Consider the following 24,844-nt stretch of genomic DNA (forward strand, 5'->3'; position numbering starts at 1 on the left):
ATGCTCGGCAGAGGCCTTACCGGCAACGTCCCAGCCGAGCATGGCTCGGCACTACAAATGAAGCCTTCCCGGCAATGCCCCAGCGCAGCATGGCTGCGCGTTACCGGTGCGGCAGCAACCATGCGGCCAACCTCGCCGCATCAAACGGCCATTCCAGCTCCCTGCCAGCCGCATCACGCAGCACCGGCACGCGCTGACCGTACTTTTCTTCCAGCACCTCATCGTCGTCAATGAACACACTGTCAAATTCCGGCGCACGCGCCTGCGCCAGCACCGCCAGCGCAAGGTCGCATAAATGGCAATCGTCACGCTGGTACAGAGTCAATCCCATCTGTGCACCTGTCTGCGGAATGCTGCGCTGCATACATGGCCTGCAGCAATGAACCCGTAGAATAGCGGCCATCTCATCGCAGTACGCAGAATCAGCATGTCCGTCAGCACGTTCGACCTGTTCAAGATCGGCATTGGCCCGAGTTCCTCACACACCGTGGGCCCGATGCGCGCGGCCGAGCGTTTCGTCCACCGCTGGCTGCTGGACCCCGGCCAACTGCAGAACACGGTACGCATCCGCGCCGAAGTGTTCGGTTCGCTGGCCCTGACCGGCCGTGGCCACGGCACCGACAAGGCCGTGCTGCTGGGCCTGGAAGGCAACCGCCCCAATGAGATCGACCCGGACATCATCCCGGCCACGCTGGAGCGCATCCGCAGCAGCAAGCGCATCAACCTGATGGGCCAGCGCGAGATCGCCTTCGACGAGAAGCGCGACCTGGCCATGAACAAGCGCCAGAAGCTGCCGTACCACACCAACGGCATGCGCTTCACCGCCTATGACGCCGATGACCAGATCATCGCCACCCGCGATTACTACTCGGTGGGCGGCGGTTTCGTGGTCAACGAGGACGATGCCGCCGATGACCGCATCGTGCCCGACCAGACGCCGATCCCCTACCCGTTCAAGAGTGGCGACGAGCTGCTGGCGCAGGCTGCGCGCAGCGGCCTGAGCATCGCCCAGATGATGTACGAGAACGAAAAGTGCTGGCGCAGCGAAGAAGAGATCCGCGCCGCCCTGCGCGAAATCTGGGACGCAATGCAGTCCTGCGTTACCCGCGGCATCCGTTCCGAAGGCACCCTGCCCGGCGGGCTGAATGTCAGCCGGCGCGCGCCCGCGCTGTACCGCGAACTGTCGTCGCGGCCGGAAGCGGCCATGCGCGACCCCTTGACCACATTGGATTGGGTCAACCTGTATGCCTTGGCGGTAAATGAAGAAAACGCCGCCGGTGGCCGCGTGGTCACCGCGCCCACCAACGGCGCGGCCGGCATCATTCCATCGGTACTGCATTACTACGATCGCTTCTGCCCCGGCAGCAACGAGCAGGGTGTATTCAATTTCCTGCTGACCGCTGCCGCCATTGGCATCCTGTACAAGGAAAACGCCTCGATCAGCGGTGCCGAAGTCGGTTGCCAGGGCGAAGTGGGCGTGGCCTGCTCGATGGCTGCCGGCGGCTTGATGGCCGCGCTGGGCGGCAACCCGGGGCAGATCGAAAACGCCGCCGAGATCGGCATGGAGCACAACCTCGGTCTGACCTGCGACCCGATCGGCGGGCTGGTGCAGATCCCCTGCATCGAGCGCAATGCAATGGGCGCGGTGAAGGCGATCAATGCCAGCCGCATGGCCATGCGCGGCGACGGCAAGCACAAGGTGTCGCTGGACAAGGTGATCAAGACCATGCGCGACACCGGCCGCGACATGCAGGACAAGTACAAGGAAACCAGCCGTGGCGGCCTTGCCGTCAACGTCATCGAGTGCTGATCCACAGCTAAACCGGCGCTGGCCCCGCTGGGGCTGGCGCCTGCTGATGGTTCTGATGGCATGGTTTGGCGCCGGCTGGCTTTGGGGCAGTTAGCTGGTCACCACGGCCGCCCACGCGCGGCAGCATCGGCCACATATTGCAAACGCTCGCACCGGTACACCAGAATCGCGCATCACAACGCAGCTTCAGGGGGAGGGGATGCACGACCAAAAGGACTCTGGCGAGCCGGCACCGGTACGACGCCCGCGCTCGGCCGCACGCACCGCAGCGCCCGGTGGCGGCATGGCAACCTTGATCAAACTCGGCCTGGCCGCGCTGGCATTGCTGGCGCTGGCCTACCACTTCGGCAATCGCAAGCCGGCACCCTCTGCTGAAGCTGCAACAGCCGCAACATCCGAATCGGCAACAACCGCACCGGCGGCAGCCGCGCCCAGCGGCGAAGCGCTGGTGATCCAGGGTGAGAAGTCCACCACGATGGCGGACATCCAGGACGCGCATATGTCGGTGCAGGACGGCGGCAGCGTATTGCGCATCGAGGGCAGTGTCGGCAGGAACTTCGCCACCGAGATGAAGGCCTTGCTCGATGCCAACCCGAGCGTACGGCGTATCGATATCACCAGCGGTGGTGGCTATGCCAATGCTGGCCTGGAAGCAGCCCGGCTGATCAACCGCAACAATCTCACCGTGCGGGTGCGCTCGCATTGCGCCAGCATGTGTGTGGCGCTGTGGGCGGCGGCTGGCAATCGGCAGCTGGAGGCAGATGCGGTAATCGGCCTGCACCAATGGAACCCGCAGTGTGATGCGCGCCCTGACGAGGCGGAGCGCAAGGAATGCCATTACGAGGTGCAGTTCGCCACCGAGCACACGTCCAGCTACAACGCCTGGCTGCGTGCGGCCGGCTTCAGCCAACATCTGCTCAGCCTGCAATCCAGGACGGCTTCGGAAGACATTGCCGTGGTGTTCGCCCCGCAATTGTGGGAGAACGGCGTGGACTTCACCGCCGTCGACAGCAACGGCGCACGCATGAGCCGCGAGGCGGTAATGCAGCAGCTGGCCGCCAAGGCCGCGCGCAGCTGACGGAGGAACACGATATCGGCGCTTCCGGCGCCGCTGACTGAACCAACCAGGCCAATCACGCACCACGCCGCGCGCAGCCAAGGCGCGCGGCGTTTGCTGCTCAGCGATTGACGATGTTCAGCACATCATCCAACAGCGCCGCGGCGGTCACTTCAGCGCCTGCACCCGGGCCTTGGATCAACAAGGGCTGGCTGTTGTAACGATCACTGTGGATCGCCACCCGATTATCGGTGCCGCTACCGCCCGCCAATGCGTGCCCCTGCGGCAGCGCGCGTAGACCGACGCTTGCACCCTGCGCATCTAGGCGGCCGACGAAACACAGCTTCAAGCCCTGCGACTGCGCCTGCTGCAGGTGCGCGGCCAGCGGCGCATCCAGCAGCGACAGCGCTGCGTCGACATCGGCAGCTTCCAGCGCCGCCAATGCCGCCGGCACCAGCGAGTCGACGCTGATCTGATCCGCTTCCAGCGGCACGCCCGCAGCGCGCGCGAGTATCAGCAGCTTGCGACGTACATCTTCGCCGGACAGGTCGATGCGCGGGTCCGGCTCGGTATAGCCGGCGGTAGCGGCTTCGCGTACACAGGCCGAGAACGGCTGGCTGCCATCGTATCGATCGAACAACCACGCCAATGAACCCGACAGCACGCCTTCGATCGCATGCACCTGGTCACCACCGGCGACCAGCGCACGGATGCTGCGCAACAACGGCAGACCGGCGCCCACCGTCGCAGCGTCACCATAGCGCGCCCCACCAGCGGCAGCGGCCGTGCCGATCTGCTGTGCACGTGCCAAGGCCGTGCCATTGCCCAGCTTGTTGGCGGTCACCACATGAATGCCCTGCGCCAACCACGGCGCATGATCGGCGGCGACCGCTTCGCTGGCGGTCGCATCGACCACGATATCGCCGGCACGCAGCCGCCCAACTTCCTGCCGGTGTATCGGCGCGTCGCCCTGCCGCTGCGCATTGCGTGCACGCGACAACGCCGCATCCGGCGCATCCTCGCAGGCCAGGGCGATGCGCGAGTTGGCCACCACCTGCAGCAAAGGCAGGCTCAGCTGGCGCTGTTGCAGCGCCTGATAACGCGCAACAAAGGCCGAGCCAACCGTACCGGTTCCCAACAACACCAGCCGCGCCTGCGGCTGTTCCACCGGACGCAGTACCGCGCTCATGCATCCACCGTTTTTTTACAGTTGCCAACGGCCTGCTGTGCATCGGCGATTACCTGTGCAGCTCGCGCCAGCCCGGCCTGCAGGTCGGCGACCAGATCCTCGCTGGATTCAATGCCCACCGAAACCCGCAGCAGGCACTCGCTGATACCGGCCGCCGCGCGCGCTTCCGGGGTCATCGCAGCATGGGTCATGGTCGCCGGGTGCGCGACCAGGCTTTCAACACCGCCCAGCGATTCGGCCAGGGTGAAATAGTGCAGGCCATCAAGGAAGGCGCGCACCGCCGCATACGGATCCTCACCCGGGCAATCTGCCAGTTCGAACGACAGCATCGCACCGAAGCCCTTCTGCTGGCGCGCCGCCACCGCGTGACCGGGGTGCGATTCCAGCCCCGGGTAGTACACCGTGGCCACTGCCTCGCTGGCGGCCAGCAGGTCAACCAGCGCGCGGGTATTTTCCTGGTGAACGCGCAGGCGCGCATCCAGCGTGCGCAGGCCACGCAGGGTCAGGAAGGCATCGAACGGCGAGCCGGTCAGGCCCAGCGCGTTGGCCCACCACACCAGTTGCTGGTGCACCTCGGCATCGCGTGCGATCACCGCGCCACCAACCACGTCGCTGTGGCCATTGACGTACTTGGTGGTGGAATGCAGCACCACATCCGCGCCGAAGGCGATCGGCGTCTGCAGTGCGGGTGACAGGAAGGTATTGTCCACCACCACCTTGGCGCCGGCCTTGTGCCCGGCATCGATGACGAAGCGCAGGTCGGTGACACGCAGCAGCGGATTGGACGGGGTTTCGATCAGCACCAGCTTGGGCGACTGCGCCAGCGCATCGGCCAGCGAGCGCGGATCGGTCAGGTCAGCGGTGATCAGCTCGAAGTGGCCCTTCTTTGCCAGGGCATTGAACAGGCGCCAGCTGCCGCCGTAGGCATCATGCGGCACCACCAGGCGCTCGCCCGGCTCCAGCAAGGCGTTCAGCACCAGGTTGATCGCGCCCATGCCGGTCGCAGTGATGACGCCGCCGGCGCCGCCTTCCAGCTCGGCCAGCGCTTCACCGAGCAGATCGCGGGTGGGATTGCCGCTGCGGGTGTAATCGTACTGGCGCTTGTTGCCGAAGCCGTCAAAGCTGAAGTTGGACGACAGCACGATCGGCGGCGTCACCGCACCGTAGGCGGTATCGCGGTCGATGCCTGCACGCACTGCCGCTGTGGCACGGCTGCAGGAGATATCGGAAGTGGGGGACAGGCTCATGCGGTTTCTCCGGGCAGGCGTAGGGCAGTGGCGAGGATCGCGTCGATGCGATCGGTTTCTTTCAGGAAGGCGTCATGACCGTAAGGCGAGCGCAGCACGCGCAGGCTGCCGCGCTGGCCCAGGCCTTCGACCAAGGCGACCAGATCCGACAGCGGCACCAGCCGGTCACCTTCAACCGCGACCACCAGGGTCGGCACGCTGACGGCAGCCGGATCAATCCGGTGCAGGTCGATGGATTCGGACAGGCGCAGGTAGGCGTCGACGCGGGTGCGCGCCACGTATTGGGCGCCGGCCGCGTCGAGGTAATCCTCGGCGGCGACACGCACACGGCCATTGACCACTTCCGGCGCGGCGTCGAAGCGTTCGCCGAATTCTTCCGGGGTGCGGTAGCTGAGCATGGCGAACTGACGCGCCAGCGCCAGACCATGGTTTTCGGCGCACTGCAGCTGGCCCAGTGCAACCGCGCGGCGCTGCAAGGCGCGCCACGCCGAGGCATACGGATGCGGACGATGTGCGCCGCTGACCGCGATCAGCTTGTGCAGGCGGCGTGGATGACGGATGGCCAACTGCAGGCCAACCAGCGCGCCGTAGGAATAGCCGACAAAACCGTGCAACTGCTCTATACGCAACGCGTCCAGCAGCGCAACGACAGCATCAGCCTGATCGGCAGTATCGATCGGCACGTCCAGCTCGCCATCAGCGCCAATGAAATCAAAACCAAGCAGGCGGCGGCGCGACGGATCCAGTGCACGACCAACGCCAATCAGACCTTCAGCCCAGCCTTTTTCGGCATAGCCGGCATTCGCGGCAAGGTGCCGATGCGCGGAAATACCACCAGCCACCAGCACCACCGGTGCGCCGGCCGCGCCAACCAATTCATAACGCAGGCGCAGCGCACGCTGCCCTGCGTGGCGCATGCGTAGCTGCAGCTCGATTTCACCACGCACGGCGGAAACACCATTATCGGCGCGATCAATGAAGGCAACGGGGGCGAACTGGACGGCGGTAGCGGTGGCGAAACTCATGGCGGTATCCGATAAGGAGCGGCCATCGAGCTTTCGCGGAGCTCGTGTTCGCCGTACGCGGGGTACGGAACGAACCATCTTTCGGCGGACACGGAGGTCACCGCAGGATTTGGCACCAAACGCAGCCGCTTGCGCGTCCGCTGGTTGCCCCGGCTTCAAAGGGCCTGTCCCTCTGCCGGTCTCGATGGTGACGCTACATTGCCAGCGCACTTTCCGCCTGTCAATCTCTTTATTCGCATAAAGAGATGAATAAGTTTCCAGAGCAACCAAACAGGCACAATCACGCCTGTCATCCCAACGACACCCGCACTGTGACCCGCATCATTTCCACCGTGTTGTTCATTGCCGTGTCCTGCGCCAACGTTGCGCAAGCTGCACCCGGTAGCCGCTGGCGCGACGCCTGGGGATTGGCTGCGACGACACCGGCAAATGCGGCGGCAAGCTCCGACGCCTTCGCCAGCCTGAAGTTGCAGCCACGCGCTGGCGGCCGCAGCGCCATCGTCAGCAACCTGCTGGCCGGGCCGCTGCAGGTCCGCCTGCAAGGCGACAGCCGCGCCCCGCCGGCTGCCGTGCTGAACGCTGGCGAGCAGCGCGAGCTGCTGTGGCTGGCCGATGAGGGCAAACCGTTGCGGCTGGTATTGGATGCCTTTCCCGGTGACCCGGCTGCGCGCCCGCAGGACCACCTTTATCGGGTGCCCCTGCAAAGCGCATCCGTCCAGGTCAGCCAGGCCTTTGCCGGCCACTACAGCCATAGCGACGCGCAGAACCTGTATGCGGTGGATTTCCCCTTGGCCGAAGGTACGCCGGTGCTGGCCGCACGCGCCGGCCGGGTAATGCAGGTGGTGGACAGCCGCGAACAAGGCAGTCTGCTGCGCATTCTGCATAGCGACGGCAGCATGGCCTTGTACGCGCACCTGCAGGCGGGCAGCGCCCACGTCCGCCCCGGCCAGACGGTGGAGAGCGGGCAAACCATTGCGCTGTCCGGCAACACTGGCCACAGCAGTGGTCCGCACCTGCATTTCGTGGTGCAGACCAATAGCGGGCTGGCGCTGCGTTCGATCCCGTTCCGCATGGGCAGCGCGCGCGGCGAGCTGAAGTTCCCGCGCCAAGCCCCTTGAACAAGCAGCGTCACAGGTAGTGCCGAGCCATGCTCGGCAGGGGCCTTACCGGGAAAACCCCGCCGGCCCCCTATTGTTTGTGGGAGCGGCGTCAGCCGCGTAGCTCGCTATCCATGAGCTTGAGCGCCCGGCCTCTGATTTCAGGATTGTCGGCTTCGCGGCTTACGCCGCTCCTACAAACTGCTGATGCATCGCCTGAAAGCCCTGCCGAGCATGGCTCGGCACTACCAGGGGGATTTGTGCATGAGGCCCCTGCCGAGCATGGCTCGGCACTACCGGCTGCCGGTCATCCCGGGTGGGCTGGCGGCAGGTATAATCGCCGGTTCATTCGTTTCTGATGCGCCCGGGCGGGCGCCCCTGCCATGTCCGAAGTCGCCTCCGAAGCCGCGCGCCGCCGCACCTTCGCCATCATTTCCCACCCTGACGCCGGCAAGACCACGCTGACCGAAAAGCTGTTGCTGTTCGGGGGCGCGATCCAGATGGCCGGCTCGGTCAAGGGCCGCAAGGCCGCGCGCCATGCCACCTCGGACTGGATGGCGCTGGAAAAGGAACGTGGCATCTCGGTCACTTCGTCGGTGATGCAGTTCCCGTACGAAGACAAGATCATCAACCTGCTCGATACCCCCGGCCACGCCGACTTCGGCGAGGACACCTACCGCGTGCTGACCGCGGTGGACTCGGCCTTGATGGTGATCGACGTGGCCAAGGGCGTGGAAGAACGCACCATCAAGCTGATGGAAGTCTGCCGCCTGCGCGACACCCCGATCATGACCTTCATCAACAAGCTCGACCGCGAGGGCAAGGACCCGATCGACCTGCTGGATGAAGTGGAAACCGTGCTCGGCATCCAGTGCGCGCCGGTCACCTGGCCGATCGGCATGGGCACGCGCCTGAAGGGCGTGGTGCACCTGCTGACCGGCGAAGTGCACCTGTACGAACAGGGCCGCAACTTCACCCGCCAGGATTCCACCATCTTCCCGTCGCTGGATTCACCCGGCCTGGCCGAGAAGATCGGCGAGAAGATGCTGGCCGACCTGCGCGACGAACTGGAACTGGTGCAGGGCGCCAGCCACCCGTTCGACGTGGAAGCCTACCTGGCCGGCAAGCAGACCCCGGTATTCTTCGGCTCGGGCGTGAACAACTTCGGCGTGCAGCCGCTGCTGGACTTCTTCGTTGAGCATGCGCCAGCGCCGCAGACCCGCGCTACCACCGGCCGCGACATCGCTCCGCAGGAAGAAAAGCTGACCGGCTTCGTGTTCAAGATCCAGGCCAACATGGACCCGCAGCACCGTGACCGCGTCGCTTTCATGCGCGTGTGCTCGGGCAAGTTCACCGCCGGCATGAAGACCTTCCACGTGCGCACCGGCAAGGACATGAAGCTGGCCAATGCGCTGACCTTCATGGCCAGCGACCGCGAGATCGCCGCCGAGGCGTGGCCGGGCGATGTGATCGGCATCCATAACCACGGCACCATCTCCATCGGTGACACCTTCACCGAAGGCGAAGCGATCACCTTCACCGGCATCCCCAACTTCGCCCCGGAACTGTTCCGCCGCGCGCGCCTGAAGGACCCGCTCAAGCTCAAGCAGCTGCAGAAGGGCCTGGCCCAGCTGTCCGAAGAAGGTGCCACCCAGTTCTTCCGCCCGCTGATGAGCAACGACCTGATCCTGGGCGCGGTGGGTGTGCTGCAGTTCGACGTAGCTGCCTACCGCCTGAAGGATGAGTACGGCGTGGAAGCGGTGTTCGAGCCGGTGTCGGTGATCACCGCACGCTGGGTGAGCTGCAGCAATGCCAAGAAGCTGGAAGAGTTCCGCGAGAAGAACGCCAGCAACCTCAGCATCGATGCCGCCGGCCACCTGGTGTACCTGGCACCGACCCGGGTCAACCTGCAGCTGGCCCAGGAACGCGCGCCGGATGTACGTTTCTCGGCAACCCGTGAAGCAGCGCACACGGTTTCGGTGGCCTAGGTTCGATGGCGGCGTGCACACGCCGCCATTCGGGGTGATGATAGCGGGCACCGGGCCTCCCCCCAGCCCGCGCCATCAACGCCCATGACTGCAACCGTTGCATCGATCCGCGAAGAAGTCGCCAGCGCCCTCACCCACGGTCTTGGCGCGGTCAGCGCACTGGCTGGCGGCGCTGTACTGATCACCCTTGCCGCGATCTACGGCGATGGCTGGCAACTGGCCAGCGCCATCGTCTTTGGTGTCGCGCTATTGCTGCTGTACACCGCCTCCACCCTGTACCACGCCATCCAGCACCCGGTGGCCAAGGGCCGGCTGAAGATATTCGACCACTGCGCGATCTACATCCTCATCGCCGGCACCTACACCCCATTCACCCTGATCGGCCTGCGCGGCCCCTGGGGCTGGGGAATGTTCATCGGGATCTGGGCACTTGCGCTGTTCGGCGTGGTGTTCAAGCTGTTCTACACCGGTCGTTTCAAGAAGCTTTCCACCGCGATCTATATCGCCATGGGCTGGCTGGTGATCGTGGCGATCAAACCCATGTGGGCCTCGATTGATGGCTGGACGCTGGGCTGGCTGTTTGGCGGTGGCGTTTTCTACACGCTGGGCACCGTGTTCTATCACCGTGAACAACTGCCCTACTCGCATGCGATCTGGCATCTGTTCGTGATCGCCGGCAGCGTCTGTCACTTCGTCTCGGTGACCGCGCAGATCCTGTAGGCGCACGGCTACGCCGCAACACTCTGGCAACGCGCCTTGCACATCGCGTCAATGCCCGCTTCGCGTGATGTAAACACGGGCCACGCCACAGTGGGGGCGTGAATACTTCCACGCCCCCGGCTACGCCAGCCGCGTCGCGCTGGCGACTGCAGCGCCCCGGCAAACGCGGCCAACGCTGGCTTATCACCGCTGCCGCGCTACTGACTGCCCTGATCGTGCTGATCCTGTTGTGGGATTGGAACTGGTTCAAGGCACCGCTGGAACGCGCGGTGCAGGCCCGTACCGGCCGCGCTCTGCATATAGGCAACCTGGATGTGGATCTTGGCCGCACCACCACCGTTCGTGGTGATGCCATCCGCTTCGCCAATGCCAGCTGGGCCACGCAACCCCAGATGGCCACCGCCGACCGCGTTGAATTGGATATCCGTATCTGGCCCCTGTTGCGCGGCAGCGTGCAGATTCCTGAGATCCGCCTGAGCAGACCCGACGTACTGCTGCAGACCGCACCGCGCAAGGGCGACCCCGGCAACTGGAATTTCCTTTCCGGCGGTGGCGGTAACCCTCCGCAGCTGCAACGTCTGCGCATCAACGATGGTCGGCTGCAGTTCCTTGATGAAATCGGCCGCACCCGCATCGATCTGGACGTGCGCAGCGGCAACCCCAAGCAGGCCGATGCCGCACCGCCGCTGCTCATCCAGGGCAAGGGGCGCTGGCGTGGCGCGGCTTTCACCCTGAAAGGCGGCACCGAATCGCCGCTGCAACTGAGCAACAGCGAGCACCCTTTCCGCATCCACCTCGATGCCCGCGCCGGCCCTACCCACGCCATTGCCAGTGGCAGCTTGACCAACCCCTTCCAGTTCCAGGTGTTCGACCTGCAGTTCCAGCTCAGCGGCCAGGACCTGGAAGACCTGTACCCGCTGATCGGTATCGCCATTCCTTCCTCGCCGCCTTACCGCCTGGATGGTCAGCTCAAGCGCGATCACGAACGCTGGCGCTACGAGAAGTTCACCGGCCGTGTCGGCGACAGCGACCTGGCCGGCGATGTGGAAATCGACGTCGCCGGCGAGCGCCCACGGCTGACCGCCAACCTGCTGTCCAAACGCCTGGATTTCGATGACCTTGCCGGCTTCATCGGCGCACCGCCAAAGACCGGCGGCAAGGAGTCGGCCAATGCCGAACAAAAGGCGCAGGCCGCCCAGCTCGCCGCCAAGCCAACGGTCTTGCCGGACAAGCCCTACAACCTGACCAAACTGCGCGCGATGGATGCCGATGTGCGCTGGAAAGCCCAGCACATCAACTCGCCCACGCTGCCCCTGGACGACATGGACGCCCACCTGCTGCTGGACAACGGCCTGCTGCGACTGGAACCGCTCAACTTCGGCGTGGCCGGTGGCGATATCCGCAGCACTGTCCGCATGGATGCACGGCGCCCGCAGATCAGTACCACGCTCACTGCCAGCCTGCGCCGGATCCAGCTGGGTCAGCTGTTCCCCAATGCCAAACTGGCCGAACAGGCATCGGGTGGCATCAGTGGCGACATCCGCCTCAGCGGCAATGGCAACTCCATCGCCGCGATGCTCGGCAGCAGCAACGGTGATGTCGCACTGGGCATGGGCCGCGGCCATATCGGCAACCTGCTGATGGAACTGGCCGGGCTGGACGTGGCCGAATCGCTGAAGTTCCTGTTCACCGGCGACAAACAGATTCCGCTGCGCTGTGCCTTCGGTGACTTCGGCGTGCGCAACGGCCTGATGCAGTCGCGGGCTTTGGCGTTCGACACCACCGACACACTGGTCGTCGGCGAAGGCAGCATCAGCCTCAAGCAGGAACAGTTGGACCTGCTGCTGCGCCCGCGCCCCAAGGATGTCAGCATCCTCGCCCTGCGCTCGCCGTTGCGCATTGGCGGCAGCTTCAAGGACCCCTCATTCCGCCCCGACTTCAAGGCCTTGGGCCTGCGTGGCGCGATCGCCCTGACCTTGGCCAGTATCGCCCCGCCCGCAGCCCTGCTGGCCACTATCGAAACCGGGCCGGGCAAGGATGCAGATTGTGGCGGGCGCTACGCCAGGTAGCGCCAGAGCACTCAGGTGCCGGTGATGTACTGCTGCAACTGGCCCAGTTCGCGGCGCTGCGCCTCGATCACCGACTTGACCAGGTCACCGATAGAGATCACGCCCACCACCTCATCGCCGTCCACCACCGGCAGATGGCGGATGCGGCGGTTGGTGACCAACTCCAGGCATTGTTCAACGGTCACCGTGGGGGCCACGGTCACCAGTTCGGCGGTCATGATTTCGCGTACCGGTGTACTTGCCGAGGAGCGGTCCATCAGCACGATCTTGCGCGCGTAATCACGCTCGGAAAGGATGCCCACCAAGCTGCGCCCCTCCATGACCAGTACAGCGCCGATGCCTTTCTCGGCCATCAGGCGGATTGCCTGCACCACCGCCACATCCGGCGGCACGGCGTGGATCTCAGGGGACTTGGCCCCAAGCAACTGTCGAACGGTCTGCATGGCGTTCTCCTGCGCTGGCGGATGGGGCAGATACTGCCACGTTCGCCGGCTGCCATGTATCCACCAGGTACAACGGCCGCTGCTTGGCTTCCATGTACAGGCGGCCCAGGTACTCGCCGATCAAGCCCAACGCGATCAGCTGCACCCCGCCCAGGAACAGGATCGCAGCCATCATCGTTGGCCAACCGGCAACCCGGTCGCCATACAGCGCCGCCTTGCCAATCACCCAGGCAGCGAAGCCAAACGCCCCGGCAGCGGTGAACAGGCCCAGATAGGTAGCCACCCGCAACGGCGCGGTGGAAAAGCTGGTAATGCCTTCCAGCGCGAAGTTCCACAGCTTCCAGAACCCGAACTTGCTGCTGCCCGCCAAGCGCGGCTCGCGCCGGTAAGGCAGCGCGATGCGCTTGTAACCCACCCAACCGAACAGGCCTTTCATGAAGCGGTGGCGCTCACGCAACTGGCGCAGGCCGGCCAATGCCCGCGGCGAGAGCAGGCGGAAATCACCGGTATCCGCTGGAATCGGCGTTTTCGACAGACGCCCCATCACCCGGTAAAAGCCCGCTGCCGTGAACCGCTTCAGCCAGCCATCGCCGCCGCGTTCCACGCGCGTGCCGTAGACATCGTCATAGCCCTGCTGCCACAACGCGACGAACTGCGGAATCAGCTCGGGCGGATCCTGGCCATCGGCATCCAGCAGGATCACCGCACCCTCTTCAATGAAGTCCAGGCCCGCCGTCAGCGCGATTTCCTTGCCGAAGTTGCGTGACAGCCGCAGCACCGAAACCCGTGGTTCCTGTGCCGCCAGCTGCTGCATCACCGACCAGGTCGCATCGGTACTGCCGTCATCCACATAAAGAATGCGGCCGTCTACGTCGGCAGCCAGGTCCTGCAGCTGCGCGCACAAGCGCGGATGCAGCATCGGCAGCACATCCTGCTCATTGAAGGCAGTGATCAGCAGGGTCAGGCGTTCAGGCTGGCTCATGCAGCAAGTCTACCCAGAGCGGCGTATTCAATTGGCATCGTCAACATAGTCCGCCCCACCCAGCTGGCGCGCCTGGCGCTGGATCCACGCCGCACGCCGTTGCACGTAAGGCCCCGGTTTGGCCGCGTTGTAGCGGCGCGGCGATGGCAGCACCGCCGCCAAGCGGGCGCTTTCGGCAGGGCTCAGGCGTGCAGCGTCCTTGCCCCAATAACTGCGCGATGCCGCCTGTACCCCATAAATGCCGTCACCGAACTCGGCGACATTGGCGTACATCTCGATGATCCGCTGCTTCGGCCACAGCGCCTCGATCAACACCGTGTACCAGACCTCCAGCCCCTTGCGCAGCCAACTGCGGCCCTGCCACAGGAACAGGTTCTTGGCGGTCTGCTGGCTGATGGTGCTGGCACCGCGCAGGCGTCCGCCGCGCTCGTTGTGCTTGCGCGCCTTTTCAATGGCCTGCAGATCAAAACCATTGTGCTCGGGGAAGCGCTGGTCCTCCGCCGCCACCAGCGATATCGGCACGCTGCGCGCCATATCCTCCAGATCGCACCATTGATAATGCAGGCGGAATTTCCAATCGCCCTGCGCCACAGCTTCCACCTGGCGGAACAGCATCACCGTGGAAAATGGCGGGTCGACAAAGCGCAGCACCAGCACCTGCACTACGCTGAACACCGCAAACACCACCGGCGCCCACAACAGGCGCCGCAGCCAACGCCGCCGGCGCGTGCCGCCCGCCCCCTGCTCCACCTTGAGCTCGGCCTGCTCCGCCCCCATTGATATCCACCTTGCAAGATTCTTTGTCCGGCGCATTATCCGGCACCGGCCCCACCTCGCGTAGATGCAGCCCCATGACCGACACCTCCGATCTTCTTGTCCGCTTCCTCCTGCCCGCCGCTGGCGTGCGCGGCGTCCATGTCCGGCTGGACCAGGCCTGGCGCGACATCCTCTCGCACGGCGATTACCCGGCCACCGCCGCGCGCCTGCTCGGCGAGGCCAGCGTGGCCTCGGCGCTGTTTACCGGGCACACCAAGGTCGACGGGCGCCTGTCCATTCAGCTTCGCAGCAGCACCGCCCTGCGTGCACTGTTCAGTGAATGCACCTCGGCTGGCACCCTGCGCGGCATCGTCCAGCTGAACGACGGCGAAGACGCCCCGGCGACGCTGGGCGCGCTGGGCGAGGACGCCCTGCTTGCCATCACCATTGAAAACCCCGGCCTGGACCCGCGCGAACCGCAGCGCTACCAGAGCCTGGTGGCGCTGACCGGCGACAGCCTGGACGACGCATTCGAGGACTATTTCCGTCATTCCGAGCAGTTGCCGACCCGCCTGCTGCTGGCCAGCGATGGGCAGCACGCCGCCGGCCTGCTGCTGCAGAAACTGCCGGGCGACGAAGGCGATGAAGACGGCTGGATCCGCGCCGGCGCCCTGTTTGACACCCTCGGCCGCGACGAACTGCTGGCGCTGCCAGGCGCCGAACTGCTGCACCGCCTGTTCCATGAAGAGAACCCGCAGCTGGTCGGCGACAAGCCGCTGCGCTTCGGCTGCTCCTGCTCCCGCGAGCGGGTCAGCGCCATGCTGCAGTCACTTGGCGAGGAAGAGGCCCGGGCCGCGGCCGAGCCCACCGGGCAGGTCGAAGTGCGCTGCGAGTTCTGTGGTCAGGAATATCACTTCCCATTAGCAGAATTCGGCGTATTGTTCAGTTCCACACCGGCCAACCAGCCCGCTCCCGAGCGGCTGCAATAACGGTCCAACGAGTTACGTTCTGGGGAGGGCGAAGACTTGTTAAGAAACCATAAACCGCATAGGATCGAGAACTCACGCGCCGGGAACTTCCTGGCGCAAACGGGGTCTTACTGAGTCCATGAACGCCTTATTGCGCCTACCGCTAGCCTTGATGATCGCCCTTGGGGTGGTTACGGGCGTGCATGCGCAAAGCAAGCCGCGTGCCATGGACAGCACCGTGTTGCCGGTATGGAACCGCGGTAGCGGCAAGGTCGAGGCTCTGCTTTATCTGGAACCCACCGGCACCCAGAACGTGGGTGCGCGTTGGAATCTCGGCCAAAGCTCACTGGATGCCGCCTTCGGCCTGTCCTCGGGCGACTCGCTTGGCCTGCTCTGCAACAGCAGCCGTGGCAGCAGCATTGGCGGCCTCGCCAGCCATTGCATGCTGGCCAGCCTGGGCGATGACGACGACAACAACAACGGCCGTCATATCTCGGCAACCACTGCATTCAACCGCCCAGGCGGGCGCGTCGGGGTAACGGCCGGTACCGGCCGCGACACACTCCCTGCGTGGCTGTCCGGTGGCAACAAAAGCGGCGCGGCGCGGGTTGAGCAGAATGACCTGACCGTGTTCGGGCAGAAGAACATCGGCCGCGAAGGCTTCGTCTCCATTGGCGGCACCTATGCCAAGGCAAGGCTTGTCCCCCTGACCGATGCGGCTCCGGCCGTGGTCGATCAATGGGACAGCAAAAGCCTGACCGTAGGCGGCGGCTACGGCGCCTTCAGCGCCAATGTCATCGGCCGCGTTGTCGACGCTCCGGGCCAGAGTGGCAAGTGGGAAGGCCTAGGCCTGGGCATCACCTGGCGCACGCCATGGAGCGGCCAGCTTACGGTAGGCGCGGAAAACGTGATCACCCGTGGCAAAAACCCGTTCTCACCGCGTAACGAAAGCAACGACGACGGGGCAATCCCGTACGTCCGTTACGAACAGGACCTGTAAGTCTCCCTGCACTGATCCACACAGCGCCCCGCCTGCCGGGGCGTTTTGCATTGCAGCATTTCCAGCGACCCAATCTCTGGCCCGTAAGCCCGAAACGCGCGCGTCCACGCGGAAACTCCCCGCCGCACCGCCGTTTCAGCCGGCCAAATCCCCCTGCAGGCTTTGCTGAATTGGAGTGAATCCCACAACTTCATTAACCAATCTTTAATTTATTTGCAGTCGCAAGTACTATCGGTCTCAAGCCCATGGTTTTGGATCCGCTTTTCGGACCCGCCAGCGGCCATCCCAGCTATACCAAGTCCACTTGGCAGAGAGAGAGAACCCAATGAAGTGCAAGACCACGAAACTGCGTGATGCAGTTATCATCGCGTTGGCTGCGAGTGCGATGCCGGCAGGCGCCGCTTTCGCCCAGGACAGCACCCAGACGCTGGACAAGATTGAAGTCACCGGTTCGCGCATCAAGCGCGCCGACGTGGAGACCTCGCAGCCGGTGTTCACCATGAGCCGCGAGCAGATCCAGGCCCAGGGCCAGACCTCGATCGGCGACATCATCCAGAACATCAGCACCAACGGTTCCAGCCTCAACAGCACCTATAACAACGGTGGCAACGGCGAAACCCGCGTCAACCTGCGTAACCTGGGCTCCAGCCGTACGCTGGTGCTGGTCAATGGTCGCCGTTGGGTTGGTGGTACCGGCCTGGGCGGCGCAGTCGATCTGAACACCATTCCGACCGCTGCAGTGGAGCGCATCGAAGTCCTGAAGGACGGCGCCTCGACCATCTACGGTTCGGACGCCATTGCCGGCGTGGTCAACATCATCCTGCGCCAGAACTTCGACGGCGCCGAAGCCAACGCCTACTTTGGTCAGTTCGACAAGGGCGACGGTTCGCGCGAGTCGTACGACTTCACCATCGGTTCCAGCGGCGATCGCTGGCACGCTACCGTTGGTGTTGGTTACGTCAAGGAAGAGGCCGTGTGGGCTGGCGACCGCGCCATCTCCGCGGTACCTGCCTTCAACTCGCTGCCGAATACCGGCAACAGCAGCACCACCCCGGATGGTCGTTTCGGTTACTACGCCCAGACCGGCGTCAACGCCGATGGCTCGCCGAAGTTTGAATCCACCCGGCCGAACGGCGCTGCAGGTTACTTCGTAACCGGCAACGGCGGCGCTACCTGGCGTCCGTACACTGGCGCCGACAGCTTCAACCACGCCCCGGGCAATCTGCTGGTCACCCCGCAGGAGCGTACCTCGCTGTTCGCCGATGCTGGCCTGTCGATCACCGACAACGTCCGCTTCAAGACCACGGTGACCTACAACGAGCGTCAGTCCGAGCAGATCCTGGCCGCAATGCCGATCGTGCTGGGCCGCGCCGCACCGGGCACCAATGGCGCCAACATCGTCATCAGCAAAGACAACATCTACAACGAAACCGGCCGCGACATCGACTACATCCAGTACCGTGCGATGGAGACCGGTGGTCGTATCTACAAGCAGAACGTGAAGACCTACGGGTTCAACGGCGCATTCGAAGGTGACTTCGAAGTCGGCACCCGCTTCTGGAACTGGGAAGCCGGTATGTTCTACGGCAAGAACGACCAGACCGACATCACCACCGGCTTCTTCAACATCTCCGCCCTGCGCAATGCGCTGGGCCCGTCGTTCATCGACACCGACGGTACCGCACGTTGCGGCGCTGCTGGCAATGCGATCGACGGCTGCGTGCCGATGAACATGCTCAGCGGCGCTGGCTCGCTCACCCCGGACATGATCAAGTACGCAGGCTTCACCGCGCACGACGTCTACGGTTACGAGCAGAAGACCTATTACGCCAACATCGGCGGCGAACTGTTCGATCTGCCGGGCGGCGCACTGGCCTTCTCGGCCGGCGTCGAACGCCGCGACGAGTCGGGCTTCGATGATCCGGATGGCCTGATCAACTCCGGCGACACCACCGGCAACTCGCGTACCGCCACTGCCGGCGGCTACAAGCTCGACGAAGCCTACCTGGAACTGGCTATCCCGCTGCTGTCCGGCGTGACCGGTGCCCAGCTGCTGGACTTCAGCGTGGCAACCCGCATCTCCGATTACAGCAACTTCGGTGACACGCTCAACAGCAAGTTCGGCTTCCGCTGGAAGCCGATCAACGACCTGATGGTGCGCGGTAACTGGTCGCAGGGCTTCCGTGCTCCGTCGATCAGCGAACTGTACTCCGGCGTCAGCGACACCTTCGAAGACGTTGCTGATCCGTGCGCCGGCATCATCGGCGAAGACCCGAACACCCCGCCGGCCAGCTGCGCGGGCGTGCCGGCGTACACCCAGTCCAACTCGCAGATCCGCACCACGGTGGGTGGCAACACCAAGCTGGGCCCAGAAACCTCGGTCTCCAAGACCCTGGGCTTCGTTTATAGCCCGAGCTTCGTGCAGGGCCTGGACATCGCACTCGACTGGTGGAACATCAAGGTCGAAGACGCCATCTACGCCCAGAACGCCCAGCAGATGCTGGACGCCTGCTACACGCAGGGCGTGAGCGATTTCTGCAACATGATCACCCGTGACACCACCGGCCAGATCTCCAACATGTTGGCCGTGCCGACCAACGTCGGCACCATGGAAGTGGAAGGCTGGGACTTCACCGTCGGCTACCGCCTGCCGGATACCCGTTTCGGCAGCTTCAACTTCGTCTGGGATAGCACCTACACCTCCAGCTACACCATCGAAGATCCGGTAACCGAAGGCTATAACCGCGTCGGCAACTACCTGAGCCGTGACAACTACTGGCGTGTCCGTTCCAACCTGCTGGTCGCCTGGCAGCTGGGTGACTTCGGTGCAACTGCCTCGGCCCGTTACTACTCCAGCCAGGTCGAAGACTGCACCGGCGCCAACTACACCGGTGGCAACTTCGCCCGCCTGTGTTCGGATCAGGATCACATCGGTCGTGGTGGCAAGGCTGACCCGCAGCGCCACATCCCGAGCGTGACCTACACCGACCTGAGCGGCTACTGGAAGACCCCGTGGAACGGTCAGATCACCGTCGGCGTGAACAATGCCTTCGATCGTGATCCGCCGAAGGCTTACACCACCTTCGCCAACTCGTTCGACCCGCAGTACGAAATCCCGGGCCGCTTCTTCTACATGCGCTACAACCAGAAGTTCTGATCGTAGCCAGGTAGTACCCGGAAACAGACCACGGCCCTTCGGGGCCGTGGTTTTTTCATTGGACGAAAAGCTCGCAAAAAGAAAGGCCACATCACTGTGGCCCTTTTCAATACCGCGCAGCGATCAACCAGCTCAACCGTTCGGAATCAACGTCTCGATCACATGCTCGACATAGGCTTCAAAATCCTCGCGCGCCTGCTTGGGCTGTTGCAGCTGCAATGACAACTGCAGAAAACCTACATACGCCGCATAGGCCAGACGTGCACGATGCCGTGCATCGGTGGAGCTGAGCCCGGCCTGGCGGAACGAGGCGATCAGGTATTCCATGCGACGCTGCGAGACACGGTCGATGACCGGCCGCACCATCGGGTTGTCCAGCGCTTTGAGCAATTCGCTGTAGATCACATGCGGGGTGACTTCGTGCGCCACCAGCTGGAATAGCGCGCGCAGCCGCGTGCGTGGGTCCGGCACCTCTTCCAGGCTGCCGAACACCTGCTGCTGTTCCACCACTTCCCAACGCTCCAAAGCCGCTTGCAGCAGCGCATCGCGTGAGGGGAAGTGCCAGTAAAAGCTGCCCTTGGTCACACCAAGACGGCGTGCCAGCGGTTCGACCGCGACCGCGCCAACGCCCTGCTCGGCGATCAAATCCAATGCTGCCTGCGCCCAGTCATCCGCGCTCAGACGGCTGTGCCGCGTACTGCGGGATTCGGTGCTGGAAACTGAAGAATCGTTCATGGGCAGATTTAACCATACGGCGGGGACTGGTTGCAGTATGTGGAGGACAAATGCACGGGCAAATTGGCAAATATTTGATCAGCTGGGCCGGCACTACCCGCCAGGGGCAGCGTTTCCATACCCATGGGTATTGACAGTCATTCAGGCCATTCCATACCATCAGGTATGGTTACGCCTATACCCTTGTCCGCTACGACTGAAGAAATCCGCCTTGAAGGCGCGCATGGCGCTGGCCTTGGGGCATCCCGTATCCCGGGGAAACAGCCCGGCATCCTGTTCGCCCACGGCTTCGGCCAGACCCGCGGCGCGTGGACCGCGACCGCCGAAGCGCTCAATGCCGCCGGCCATGCCACGCTCAGCTATGACGCGCGCGGCCATGGCGATTCGGACTGGAATACCAGTGATCTGCCCTACCACGGCGACCAGTTCACCGATGACCTGATCGTGGTCGCCGGCGAGCTGCCGCGCCCGCCGGTGCTGGTCGCCGCCTCGATGGGCGGCCTGTTCGGCTTGATGGCCGAAGCACGCTGGCCGGGCCTGTTCTCGGCGATGGTACTGGTCGATATCACCCCGCGCTGGGAAACCCGTGGCGTGGAGCGCATCCTTGCCTTCATGAGCGCGCATCCAGAAGGTTTCGCCTCGCTGGAAGAAGCGGCAGACAGCATTGCCGCCTACATGCCGCACCGTCCGCGCAAGAGCGAGGATTCGCTGCGTGCCCTGCTGCGCCCCGGCAAGGACGGACGCTGGAGCTGGCATTGGGATCCGCGCCTGGTCGACGAGCTGGCACGCGACAGCGAGCAGCACCAGGACGTGATCGCCGAGGCGGCGCGCAAGGTGCAATGCCCGCTGTTGCTGGTCAGTGGTGGCCGCAGTGATCTGGTCTCGCCGCAGACCGTTGAAGAATTCATGGCGCTGGTGCCGCACGCACAGCACGTCCATCTGCCTGACGCCACCCACATGGTGGCCGGCGATGACAACAATGCGTTTACCGCCGCCGTGTTGAACTACCTGGACGCCCTGCCTTCCGCAGCGTCCGCCCGAACCGAGCACGTTACCGGAGCACGACCATGAGCATCGTTGTACCTTTCCTGGCCCTGCTGCTTGCAGGTGCCTTTGTTGCCTACCACCGCATGCGCCTGGTGGTGTGGGCCGCGCTGAGCGTGGCCGCCCTGGCCATCTGCTGGTTTGCCGGCGTCAACCAGACCGCCGTCATCGTCGCAGCTGCCATCGTCGCGCTGATCTGCGTGCCGGTGCTGCTGCCGTTCCTGCGCAAGCCGCTGATCACCGCACCGTTCATGGGCGTGTTCCGCAAGGTATTGCCGCCGTTGTCCAAGACCGAACGTATCGCTCTGGAAACCGGCTCGGTCGGCTTTGAAGGCCAGCTGTTCACCGGGGACCCGGACTGGAACATCCTGCTCAACTATCCCAAGCCGCAGCTCACCGCCGAAGAACAGGCCTTCATGGATGGCCCGGTCGAAGAGCTGTGCAAGATGGTCAACGACTTCGAGATCACCCACGTCTACGCGGACCTGCCGCCGGACATGTGGGAGTTCATCAAGAAGAACAAGTTCTTCGGCATGATCATTCCGAAGGAATACGGCGGCCTGGGTTTCAGCGCGCTGGCCCACCACAAAGTGATCCAGAAGCTGGCCTCGGTTTCCAGCGTGGTCAGCTCCACCGTCGGCGTGCCCAACTCGCTCGGCCCGGGTGAACTGCTCAACCACTACGGCACGCAGGAGCAGAAGGATTACTACCTGCCGCGCCTGGCCATCGGCCAGGAAGTGCCGTGCTTCGGTCTGACCGGCCCGTTTGCCGGCTCCGATGCGACCTCGATTCCCGACTTCGGCATCGTCTGCAAGGGCATGTGGAAGGGCGAGGAAGTGCTGGGCCTGAAGCTGACCTTCGACAAGCGCTACATCACCCTGGCCCCGGTCGCGACGCTGATCGGCATGGCCTTCCGCATGTACGACCCGGATGGCCTGCTCGGCGATACCAAGGACATCGGCATCACTCTGGCACTGCTGCCGCGTGACACCGATGGCGTGGAGATCGGCCGCCGCCACTTCCCGCTGAACTCGACCTTCCAGAACGGCCCGATCCGCGGCAAGGACGTGTTCATCCCGATGAGCCAGCTGATCGGCGGCGCCGAAAAGCGTGGCCTGGGCTGGAACATGCTCAACGAGTGCTTGGCCGTGGGCCGCTCCATCACCCTGCCCTCCACCGCGTCGGGCGGTGCCAAGGCCGGCGCAGTGGTGACCGGCGCCTATGCACGCATCCGCAAGCAGTTCGGCCTGTCGGTCGGCCGCTTCGAAGGCGTGGAAGAAGCGTTGGCCCGCATCGGCGGCAAGGCGTACAAGATCAGCGCGTTGTCGCAGGCAACCGCAGCTGCGGTGGACCGTGGCGACGTGCCGTCGGTGCCGTCGGCGATTGCCAAGTACCACTGCACCAACATGAGCCGCGAAGTCATTTCCGATGTGATGGATGTGATCGGCGGCAAGGGCATCATCCTGGGGCCGCGCAACTTCGCCGGCCGCAGCTGGCAGGCCGCGCCGATCGCCATCACGGTGGAAGGCGCCAACATCATGACCCGCTCGCTGCTGATCTTCGGCCAGGGCGCCATCCTCTGCCACCCGTGGGTGCTGAAGGAAATGAAGGCCGCACAGGACGAAGACCGCAAGGCCGGCCTGCGTGAGTTCGACCAGGCGCTGTTCGGCCATGTGCGTTTCGGCATCTCCAATGCCGTGCGTTCGCTGTGGTTCGGCCTGACCGGTGCACGTTTCGGCGCCGCCCCGGGCGACGCCTACACCCGCCGTTACTTCCGCAAGCTGGACCGTTACTCGGCCAACCTGGCACTGATGGCCGACATCTCGATGATGACGCTCGGTGGCAAGCTCAAGTTCAAGGAATCGCTGTCCGGTCGTCTGGGTGATGTGCTCAGCCACATCTACATGACCAGCGCCATGCTCAAGCGTTACCACGACGAAGGCGCACCGACCGCTGACCAGCCACTGCTGGCCTGGGCCTTCCACGACAGCGTGCACAAGATCGAGGAGTCCTTGTCGGCTGCACTGCGCAACTTCCCGATCCGTCCGATCGGCTGGCTGATGTGGGCACTGATCTTCCCGTTCGGCCGTCGCGCCGAGGCACCGGGCGATCGCCTGAGCCGCCGCGTTGCGGCAACGCTGATGGCACCGGGTGAAGCGCGCGACCGTCTGGCCCAGGGCGTGTTCCTCACCCCGTGCGAGAACAACCCGGGCGGCCGCATCAACAGCTACCTGTCCAAGGCGATCATGGCCGAGCCGGTGGAGCGCAAGTTCATCAAGGCACTGAAGACCAAGGGCATCGAAGCGCTGACCTTCGCCAGCCAGCTGGACGAGGCCGTGGCCGAAGGCGTGATCACCCAGGACGAGCGCAAGCTGCTGGAAGAGCTGCGCGAGCTGACCATGGACACCATCACCGTGGACGATTTCGAACCGCATGAACTGCGTTCGGCCGGCTACTACGACCTGCCGGGCAAGCAGCGCCCGCAGCCGCAGCAGGCCGCGTAAACCAAGCCACATGCGAAACCGACGGCGGGCCTTGTGCCCGCCGTTTTTCTTTCAGGAACCAACGCCATGACCGCTCCGCTGCTTTCGCTGTACCGCCGCTTCATCCGTTGGCCTGCCGGCAACTGGTTGTTCTCGCGCGCGGTGTGTTTCAAGGCGCCCTACTTTGCCAGCATCTCGCCGCTGATCACCGTGCTGGAACCAGGCCGCTGCGAAGGCGTGATCCGCCAGCGCCGCCGCATCAGCAACCACATCGGCACCGTGCATGCGATTGCCATGTGCAACCTGGCCGAGCTGGTCGGCGGGGTGATGGTCGATGCCAGCCTGCCGGCCGACATGCGCTGGATCCCCAAGGGCATGGAAGTGAAGTACCAGGCCAAGGCGCTGGGTGTGTTGAAAGCGGTGGCAACCCCCCAGCAGCCCATCGTCAGCACCGACCACGGCTATGACCTGCCGGTGCAGGTCAGCGTCACCGATGCCGCCGGTACCGAGGTATTCCAGGCCATCATCGCGATGTGGGTGTCACCACGCCCCACCCGCAACGGGGCCTAGCGCATGCAGACCTCCGAATGGATGCTGCGCCTTGACGGCCTGCACTGCCTGGGCTTTGCCCTGTTCCACCTTGCCTTCTGGCGTTTGTTCGGCTGGAAACACGAGCTGGCAAAGCTCAGCACCGCCAACCGCGCGATCATGCAGATACTCAATCTGCGCCTTGTCTATGTGTTTCTTGGGATGGGCGCGCTGTCGTTGGCCTTCAGCGACGAACTGCTCGATACCCGGTTGGGGCACGTGATACTGGCTTTCATGGCCTTGTTCTGGCTGGGCCGCAGCATCGAGCAACTCGTTTTCCTGCGCATCAATGATTGGCGCGTGCACCTGCTGACCGCTCTGTTCGTGCTGGGCGCAGTGCTGTATGCAGTGCCGTTGTGGCAGGGATTCTCGCTCTACATCAGCCGCTGACCCCAATGCCCCGTAGTGGCGGGCCCAGAGGCGCCCAACCCGAGATATCAACGTAATGCCCATGGCGAGCCGGGGGGGGCGCCACCCGGGAGCAAA

21 protein-coding genes and 1 riboswitch are annotated in these 24,844 nt (G+C 64.3%); of the genes, 13 read left to right on the top strand and 8 right to left on the bottom strand.

The features are described from left to right. Positions 1 to 100: 100 nt before the first annotated feature. Positions 101 to 331, bottom strand: a complete 231-nt coding sequence (locus ABE493_RS17495) for a glutaredoxin family protein (protein WP_346500329.1) — start codon at positions 329 to 331, stop codon at positions 101 to 103. Positions 332 to 427: 96 nt separating this feature from the next. On the opposite strand from ABE493_RS17495, the gene ABE493_RS17500 reads away from it, so the two are divergent. Continuing rightward, entirely contained in the window at positions 428 to 1,810 is a 1,383-nt protein-coding gene (locus tag ABE493_RS17500; RefSeq protein ID WP_346500331.1) for an L-serine ammonia-lyase, read from the top strand. 199 nt (positions 1,811 to 2,009) lie between these two features. Continuing rightward, positions 2,010 to 2,888, top strand: coding sequence for a hypothetical protein (locus ABE493_RS17505; protein ID WP_346500333.1), 879 nt, complete (start codon positions 2,010 to 2,012; stop codon positions 2,886 to 2,888). Between the two features lie 100 nt (positions 2,889 to 2,988). On the opposite strand, the gene ABE493_RS17510 is transcribed toward ABE493_RS17505, so the two are convergent. The 3 genes from ABE493_RS17510 to metX are packed head-to-tail and all read right to left on the bottom strand — an operon-like array spanning position 2,989 to position 6,328. Further along, positions 2,989 to 4,056 (bottom strand): homoserine dehydrogenase, encoded by a 1,068-nt coding sequence (locus tag ABE493_RS17510; protein WP_346500336.1) that lies wholly within the window; start codon positions 4,054 to 4,056, stop codon positions 2,989 to 2,991. Beyond that, positions 4,053 to 5,303, bottom strand: coding sequence for an O-succinylhomoserine (thiol)-lyase (locus ABE493_RS17515; RefSeq protein WP_346500338.1), 1,251 nt, complete (start codon positions 5,301 to 5,303; stop codon positions 4,053 to 4,055). Before ABE493_RS17515 ends, ABE493_RS17510 begins: the two co-directional genes overlap by 4 nt. Next, the gene (gene metX, locus ABE493_RS17520) at positions 5,300 to 6,328 is read right to left on the bottom strand and encodes a homoserine O-succinyltransferase MetX (protein ID WP_346500340.1); all 1,029 of its coding nucleotides are present in this window, start codon (positions 6,326 to 6,328) and stop codon (positions 5,300 to 5,302) included. The genes ABE493_RS17515 and metX overlap by 4 nt, the downstream gene beginning before the upstream one ends. A gap of 71 nt (positions 6,329 to 6,399) precedes the next feature. Next, positions 6,400 to 6,519: riboswitch (SAM riboswitch) on the bottom strand. 54 nt (positions 6,520 to 6,573) lie between these two features. Between metX and ABE493_RS17525 the strand changes: the two genes are divergently transcribed. The 4 genes from ABE493_RS17525 to ABE493_RS17540 all read left to right on the top strand — a co-directional run bounded on the left by ABE493_RS17525 (position 6,574) and on the right by ABE493_RS17540 (position 12,202). Continuing rightward, a complete protein-coding gene (locus ABE493_RS17525) occupies positions 6,574 to 7,446 on the top strand; it encodes a M23 family metallopeptidase (RefSeq protein ID WP_346500342.1) in 873 nt (290 codons plus the stop codon). Positions 7,447 to 7,808: 362 nt separating this feature from the next. Further along, positions 7,809 to 9,413 (top strand): peptide chain release factor 3, encoded by a 1,605-nt coding sequence (locus ABE493_RS17530; protein ID WP_346500344.1) that lies wholly within the window; start codon positions 7,809 to 7,811, stop codon positions 9,411 to 9,413. 84 nt (positions 9,414 to 9,497) lie between these two features. Then, positions 9,498 to 10,133, top strand: coding sequence for a PAQR family membrane homeostasis protein TrhA (gene trhA, locus ABE493_RS17535; RefSeq protein WP_346500346.1), 636 nt, complete (start codon positions 9,498 to 9,500; stop codon positions 10,131 to 10,133). A gap of 182 nt (positions 10,134 to 10,315) precedes the next feature. Beyond that, positions 10,316 to 12,202: an AsmA family protein gene (locus ABE493_RS17540; protein ID WP_346500370.1), complete on the top strand. Its 1,887-nt coding sequence runs from the start codon at positions 10,316 to 10,318 to the stop codon at positions 12,200 to 12,202. Between the two features lie 11 nt (positions 12,203 to 12,213). Here the strand turns inward: ABE493_RS17540 and ABE493_RS17545 are convergent, their stop codons facing one another. The 3 genes from ABE493_RS17545 to mtgA are packed head-to-tail and all read right to left on the bottom strand — an operon-like array spanning position 12,214 to position 14,404. After that, complete coding sequence (locus ABE493_RS17545; protein WP_346500348.1) at positions 12,214 to 12,645, bottom strand: CBS domain-containing protein; 432 nt, start codon at positions 12,643 to 12,645, stop codon at positions 12,214 to 12,216. Beyond that, entirely contained in the window at positions 12,605 to 13,627 is a 1,023-nt protein-coding gene (locus ABE493_RS17550) for a glycosyltransferase family 2 protein (protein ID WP_346500350.1), read from the bottom strand. The genes ABE493_RS17545 and ABE493_RS17550 overlap by 41 nt, the downstream gene beginning before the upstream one ends. Before the next feature lie 27 nt (positions 13,628 to 13,654). Next, positions 13,655 to 14,404 carry a monofunctional biosynthetic peptidoglycan transglycosylase gene (gene mtgA, locus ABE493_RS17555; RefSeq protein WP_346500352.1) on the bottom strand — a complete coding sequence of 250 codons (750 nt, stop codon included), beginning with the start codon at positions 14,402 to 14,404 and terminating at the stop codon, positions 13,655 to 13,657. A gap of 74 nt (positions 14,405 to 14,478) precedes the next feature. On the opposite strand from mtgA, the gene ABE493_RS17560 reads away from it, so the two are divergent. The 3 genes from ABE493_RS17560 to ABE493_RS17570 all read left to right on the top strand — a co-directional run bounded on the left by ABE493_RS17560 (position 14,479) and on the right by ABE493_RS17570 (position 19,508). Next, complete coding sequence (locus ABE493_RS17560) at positions 14,479 to 15,372, top strand: Hsp33 family molecular chaperone HslO (RefSeq protein WP_346500354.1); 894 nt, start codon at positions 14,479 to 14,481, stop codon at positions 15,370 to 15,372. A gap of 151 nt (positions 15,373 to 15,523) precedes the next feature. After that, a complete protein-coding gene (locus ABE493_RS17565) occupies positions 15,524 to 16,351 on the top strand; it encodes a hypothetical protein (RefSeq protein WP_346500372.1) in 828 nt (275 codons plus the stop codon). Positions 16,352 to 16,676: 325 nt separating this feature from the next. Then, the gene (locus ABE493_RS17570) at positions 16,677 to 19,508 is read left to right on the top strand and encodes a TonB-dependent receptor domain-containing protein (protein WP_346500357.1); all 2,832 of its coding nucleotides are present in this window, start codon (positions 16,677 to 16,679) and stop codon (positions 19,506 to 19,508) included. A 132-nt stretch (positions 19,509 to 19,640) separates the two neighbouring features. Here the strand turns inward: ABE493_RS17570 and ABE493_RS17575 are convergent, their stop codons facing one another. Further along, entirely contained in the window at positions 19,641 to 20,243 is a 603-nt protein-coding gene (locus ABE493_RS17575) for a TetR/AcrR family transcriptional regulator (RefSeq protein ID WP_346500359.1), read from the bottom strand. 165 nt (positions 20,244 to 20,408) lie between these two features. Between ABE493_RS17575 and ABE493_RS17580 the strand changes: the two genes are divergently transcribed. The 4 genes from ABE493_RS17580 (at position 20,409) to ABE493_RS17595 (ending at position 24,748) form a co-directional block, all read left to right on the top strand. After that, on the top strand, positions 20,409 to 21,314 hold the full coding sequence (locus tag ABE493_RS17580; RefSeq protein ID WP_346500361.1) for an alpha/beta fold hydrolase: 906 nt from the start codon (positions 20,409 to 20,411) through the stop codon (positions 21,312 to 21,314). Beyond that, positions 21,311 to 23,791 carry an acyl-CoA dehydrogenase gene (locus ABE493_RS17585; RefSeq protein ID WP_346500363.1) on the top strand — a complete coding sequence of 827 codons (2,481 nt, stop codon included), beginning with the start codon at positions 21,311 to 21,313 and terminating at the stop codon, positions 23,789 to 23,791. Before ABE493_RS17580 ends, ABE493_RS17585 begins: the two co-directional genes overlap by 4 nt. Before the next feature lie 66 nt (positions 23,792 to 23,857). Beyond that, positions 23,858 to 24,340 (top strand): hotdog fold domain-containing protein, encoded by a 483-nt coding sequence (locus ABE493_RS17590; protein ID WP_346500365.1) that lies wholly within the window; start codon positions 23,858 to 23,860, stop codon positions 24,338 to 24,340. Positions 24,341 to 24,343: 3 nt separating this feature from the next. Continuing rightward, on the top strand, positions 24,344 to 24,748 hold the full coding sequence (locus tag ABE493_RS17595) for a hypothetical protein (RefSeq protein WP_346500368.1): 405 nt from the start codon (positions 24,344 to 24,346) through the stop codon (positions 24,746 to 24,748). Positions 24,749 to 24,844: the final 96 nt, after the last annotated feature.

This window comes from Stenotrophomonas terrae, assembly GCF_039674165.1.
GTDB lineage: Bacteria > Pseudomonadota > Gammaproteobacteria > Xanthomonadales > Xanthomonadaceae > Stenotrophomonas > Stenotrophomonas terrae_A.

What these genes read in the sequence shown, in the direction of transcription:
- ABE493_RS17505 (WP_346500333.1), top strand. Translation starts at nt 2,010, where the DNA reads ATGCACGACCAAAAGGACTCTGGCGAGCCGGCACCGGTACGACGCCCG.
- ABE493_RS17525 (WP_346500342.1), top strand. Translation starts at nt 6,574, where the DNA reads ATGAATAAGTTTCCAGAGCAACCAAACAGGCACAATCACGCCTGTCAT.
- ABE493_RS17550 (WP_346500350.1), bottom strand. Translation starts at nt 13,627, where the DNA reads ATGAGCCAGCCTGAACGCCTGACCCTGCTGATCACTGCCTTCAATGAG.
- metX (WP_346500340.1), bottom strand. Translation starts at nt 6,328, where the DNA reads ATGAGTTTCGCCACCGCTACCGCCGTCCAGTTCGCCCCCGTTGCCTTC.
- ABE493_RS17545 (WP_346500348.1), bottom strand. Translation starts at nt 12,645, where the DNA reads ATGCAGACCGTTCGACAGTTGCTTGGGGCCAAGTCCCCTGAGATCCAC.
- ABE493_RS17495 (WP_346500329.1), bottom strand. Translation starts at nt 331, where the DNA reads ATGGGATTGACTCTGTACCAGCGTGACGATTGCCATTTATGCGACCTT.
- ABE493_RS17515 (WP_346500338.1), bottom strand. Translation starts at nt 5,303, where the DNA reads ATGAGCCTGTCCCCCACTTCCGATATCTCCTGCAGCCGTGCCACAGCG.
- ABE493_RS17570 (WP_346500357.1), top strand. Translation starts at nt 16,677, where the DNA reads ATGAAGTGCAAGACCACGAAACTGCGTGATGCAGTTATCATCGCGTTG.
- ABE493_RS17530 (WP_346500344.1), top strand. Translation starts at nt 7,809, where the DNA reads ATGTCCGAAGTCGCCTCCGAAGCCGCGCGCCGCCGCACCTTCGCCATC.
- ABE493_RS17500 (WP_346500331.1), top strand. Translation starts at nt 428, where the DNA reads ATGTCCGTCAGCACGTTCGACCTGTTCAAGATCGGCATTGGCCCGAGT.
- ABE493_RS17580 (WP_346500361.1), top strand. Translation starts at nt 20,409, where the DNA reads ATGGTTACGCCTATACCCTTGTCCGCTACGACTGAAGAAATCCGCCTT.
- ABE493_RS17595 (WP_346500368.1), top strand. Translation starts at nt 24,344, where the DNA reads ATGCAGACCTCCGAATGGATGCTGCGCCTTGACGGCCTGCACTGCCTG.
- ABE493_RS17510 (WP_346500336.1), bottom strand. Translation starts at nt 4,056, where the DNA reads ATGAGCGCGGTACTGCGTCCGGTGGAACAGCCGCAGGCGCGGCTGGTG.
- ABE493_RS17585 (WP_346500363.1), top strand. Translation starts at nt 21,311, where the DNA reads ATGAGCATCGTTGTACCTTTCCTGGCCCTGCTGCTTGCAGGTGCCTTT.
- mtgA (WP_346500352.1), bottom strand. Translation starts at nt 14,404, where the DNA reads ATGGGGGCGGAGCAGGCCGAGCTCAAGGTGGAGCAGGGGGCGGGCGGC.
- ABE493_RS17565 (WP_346500372.1), top strand. Translation starts at nt 15,524, where the DNA reads ATGATCGCCCTTGGGGTGGTTACGGGCGTGCATGCGCAAAGCAAGCCG.
- ABE493_RS17575 (WP_346500359.1), bottom strand. Translation starts at nt 20,243, where the DNA reads ATGAACGATTCTTCAGTTTCCAGCACCGAATCCCGCAGTACGCGGCAC.
- trhA (WP_346500346.1), top strand. Translation starts at nt 9,498, where the DNA reads ATGACTGCAACCGTTGCATCGATCCGCGAAGAAGTCGCCAGCGCCCTC.
- ABE493_RS17560 (WP_346500354.1), top strand. Translation starts at nt 14,479, where the DNA reads ATGACCGACACCTCCGATCTTCTTGTCCGCTTCCTCCTGCCCGCCGCT.
- ABE493_RS17590 (WP_346500365.1), top strand. Translation starts at nt 23,858, where the DNA reads ATGACCGCTCCGCTGCTTTCGCTGTACCGCCGCTTCATCCGTTGGCCT.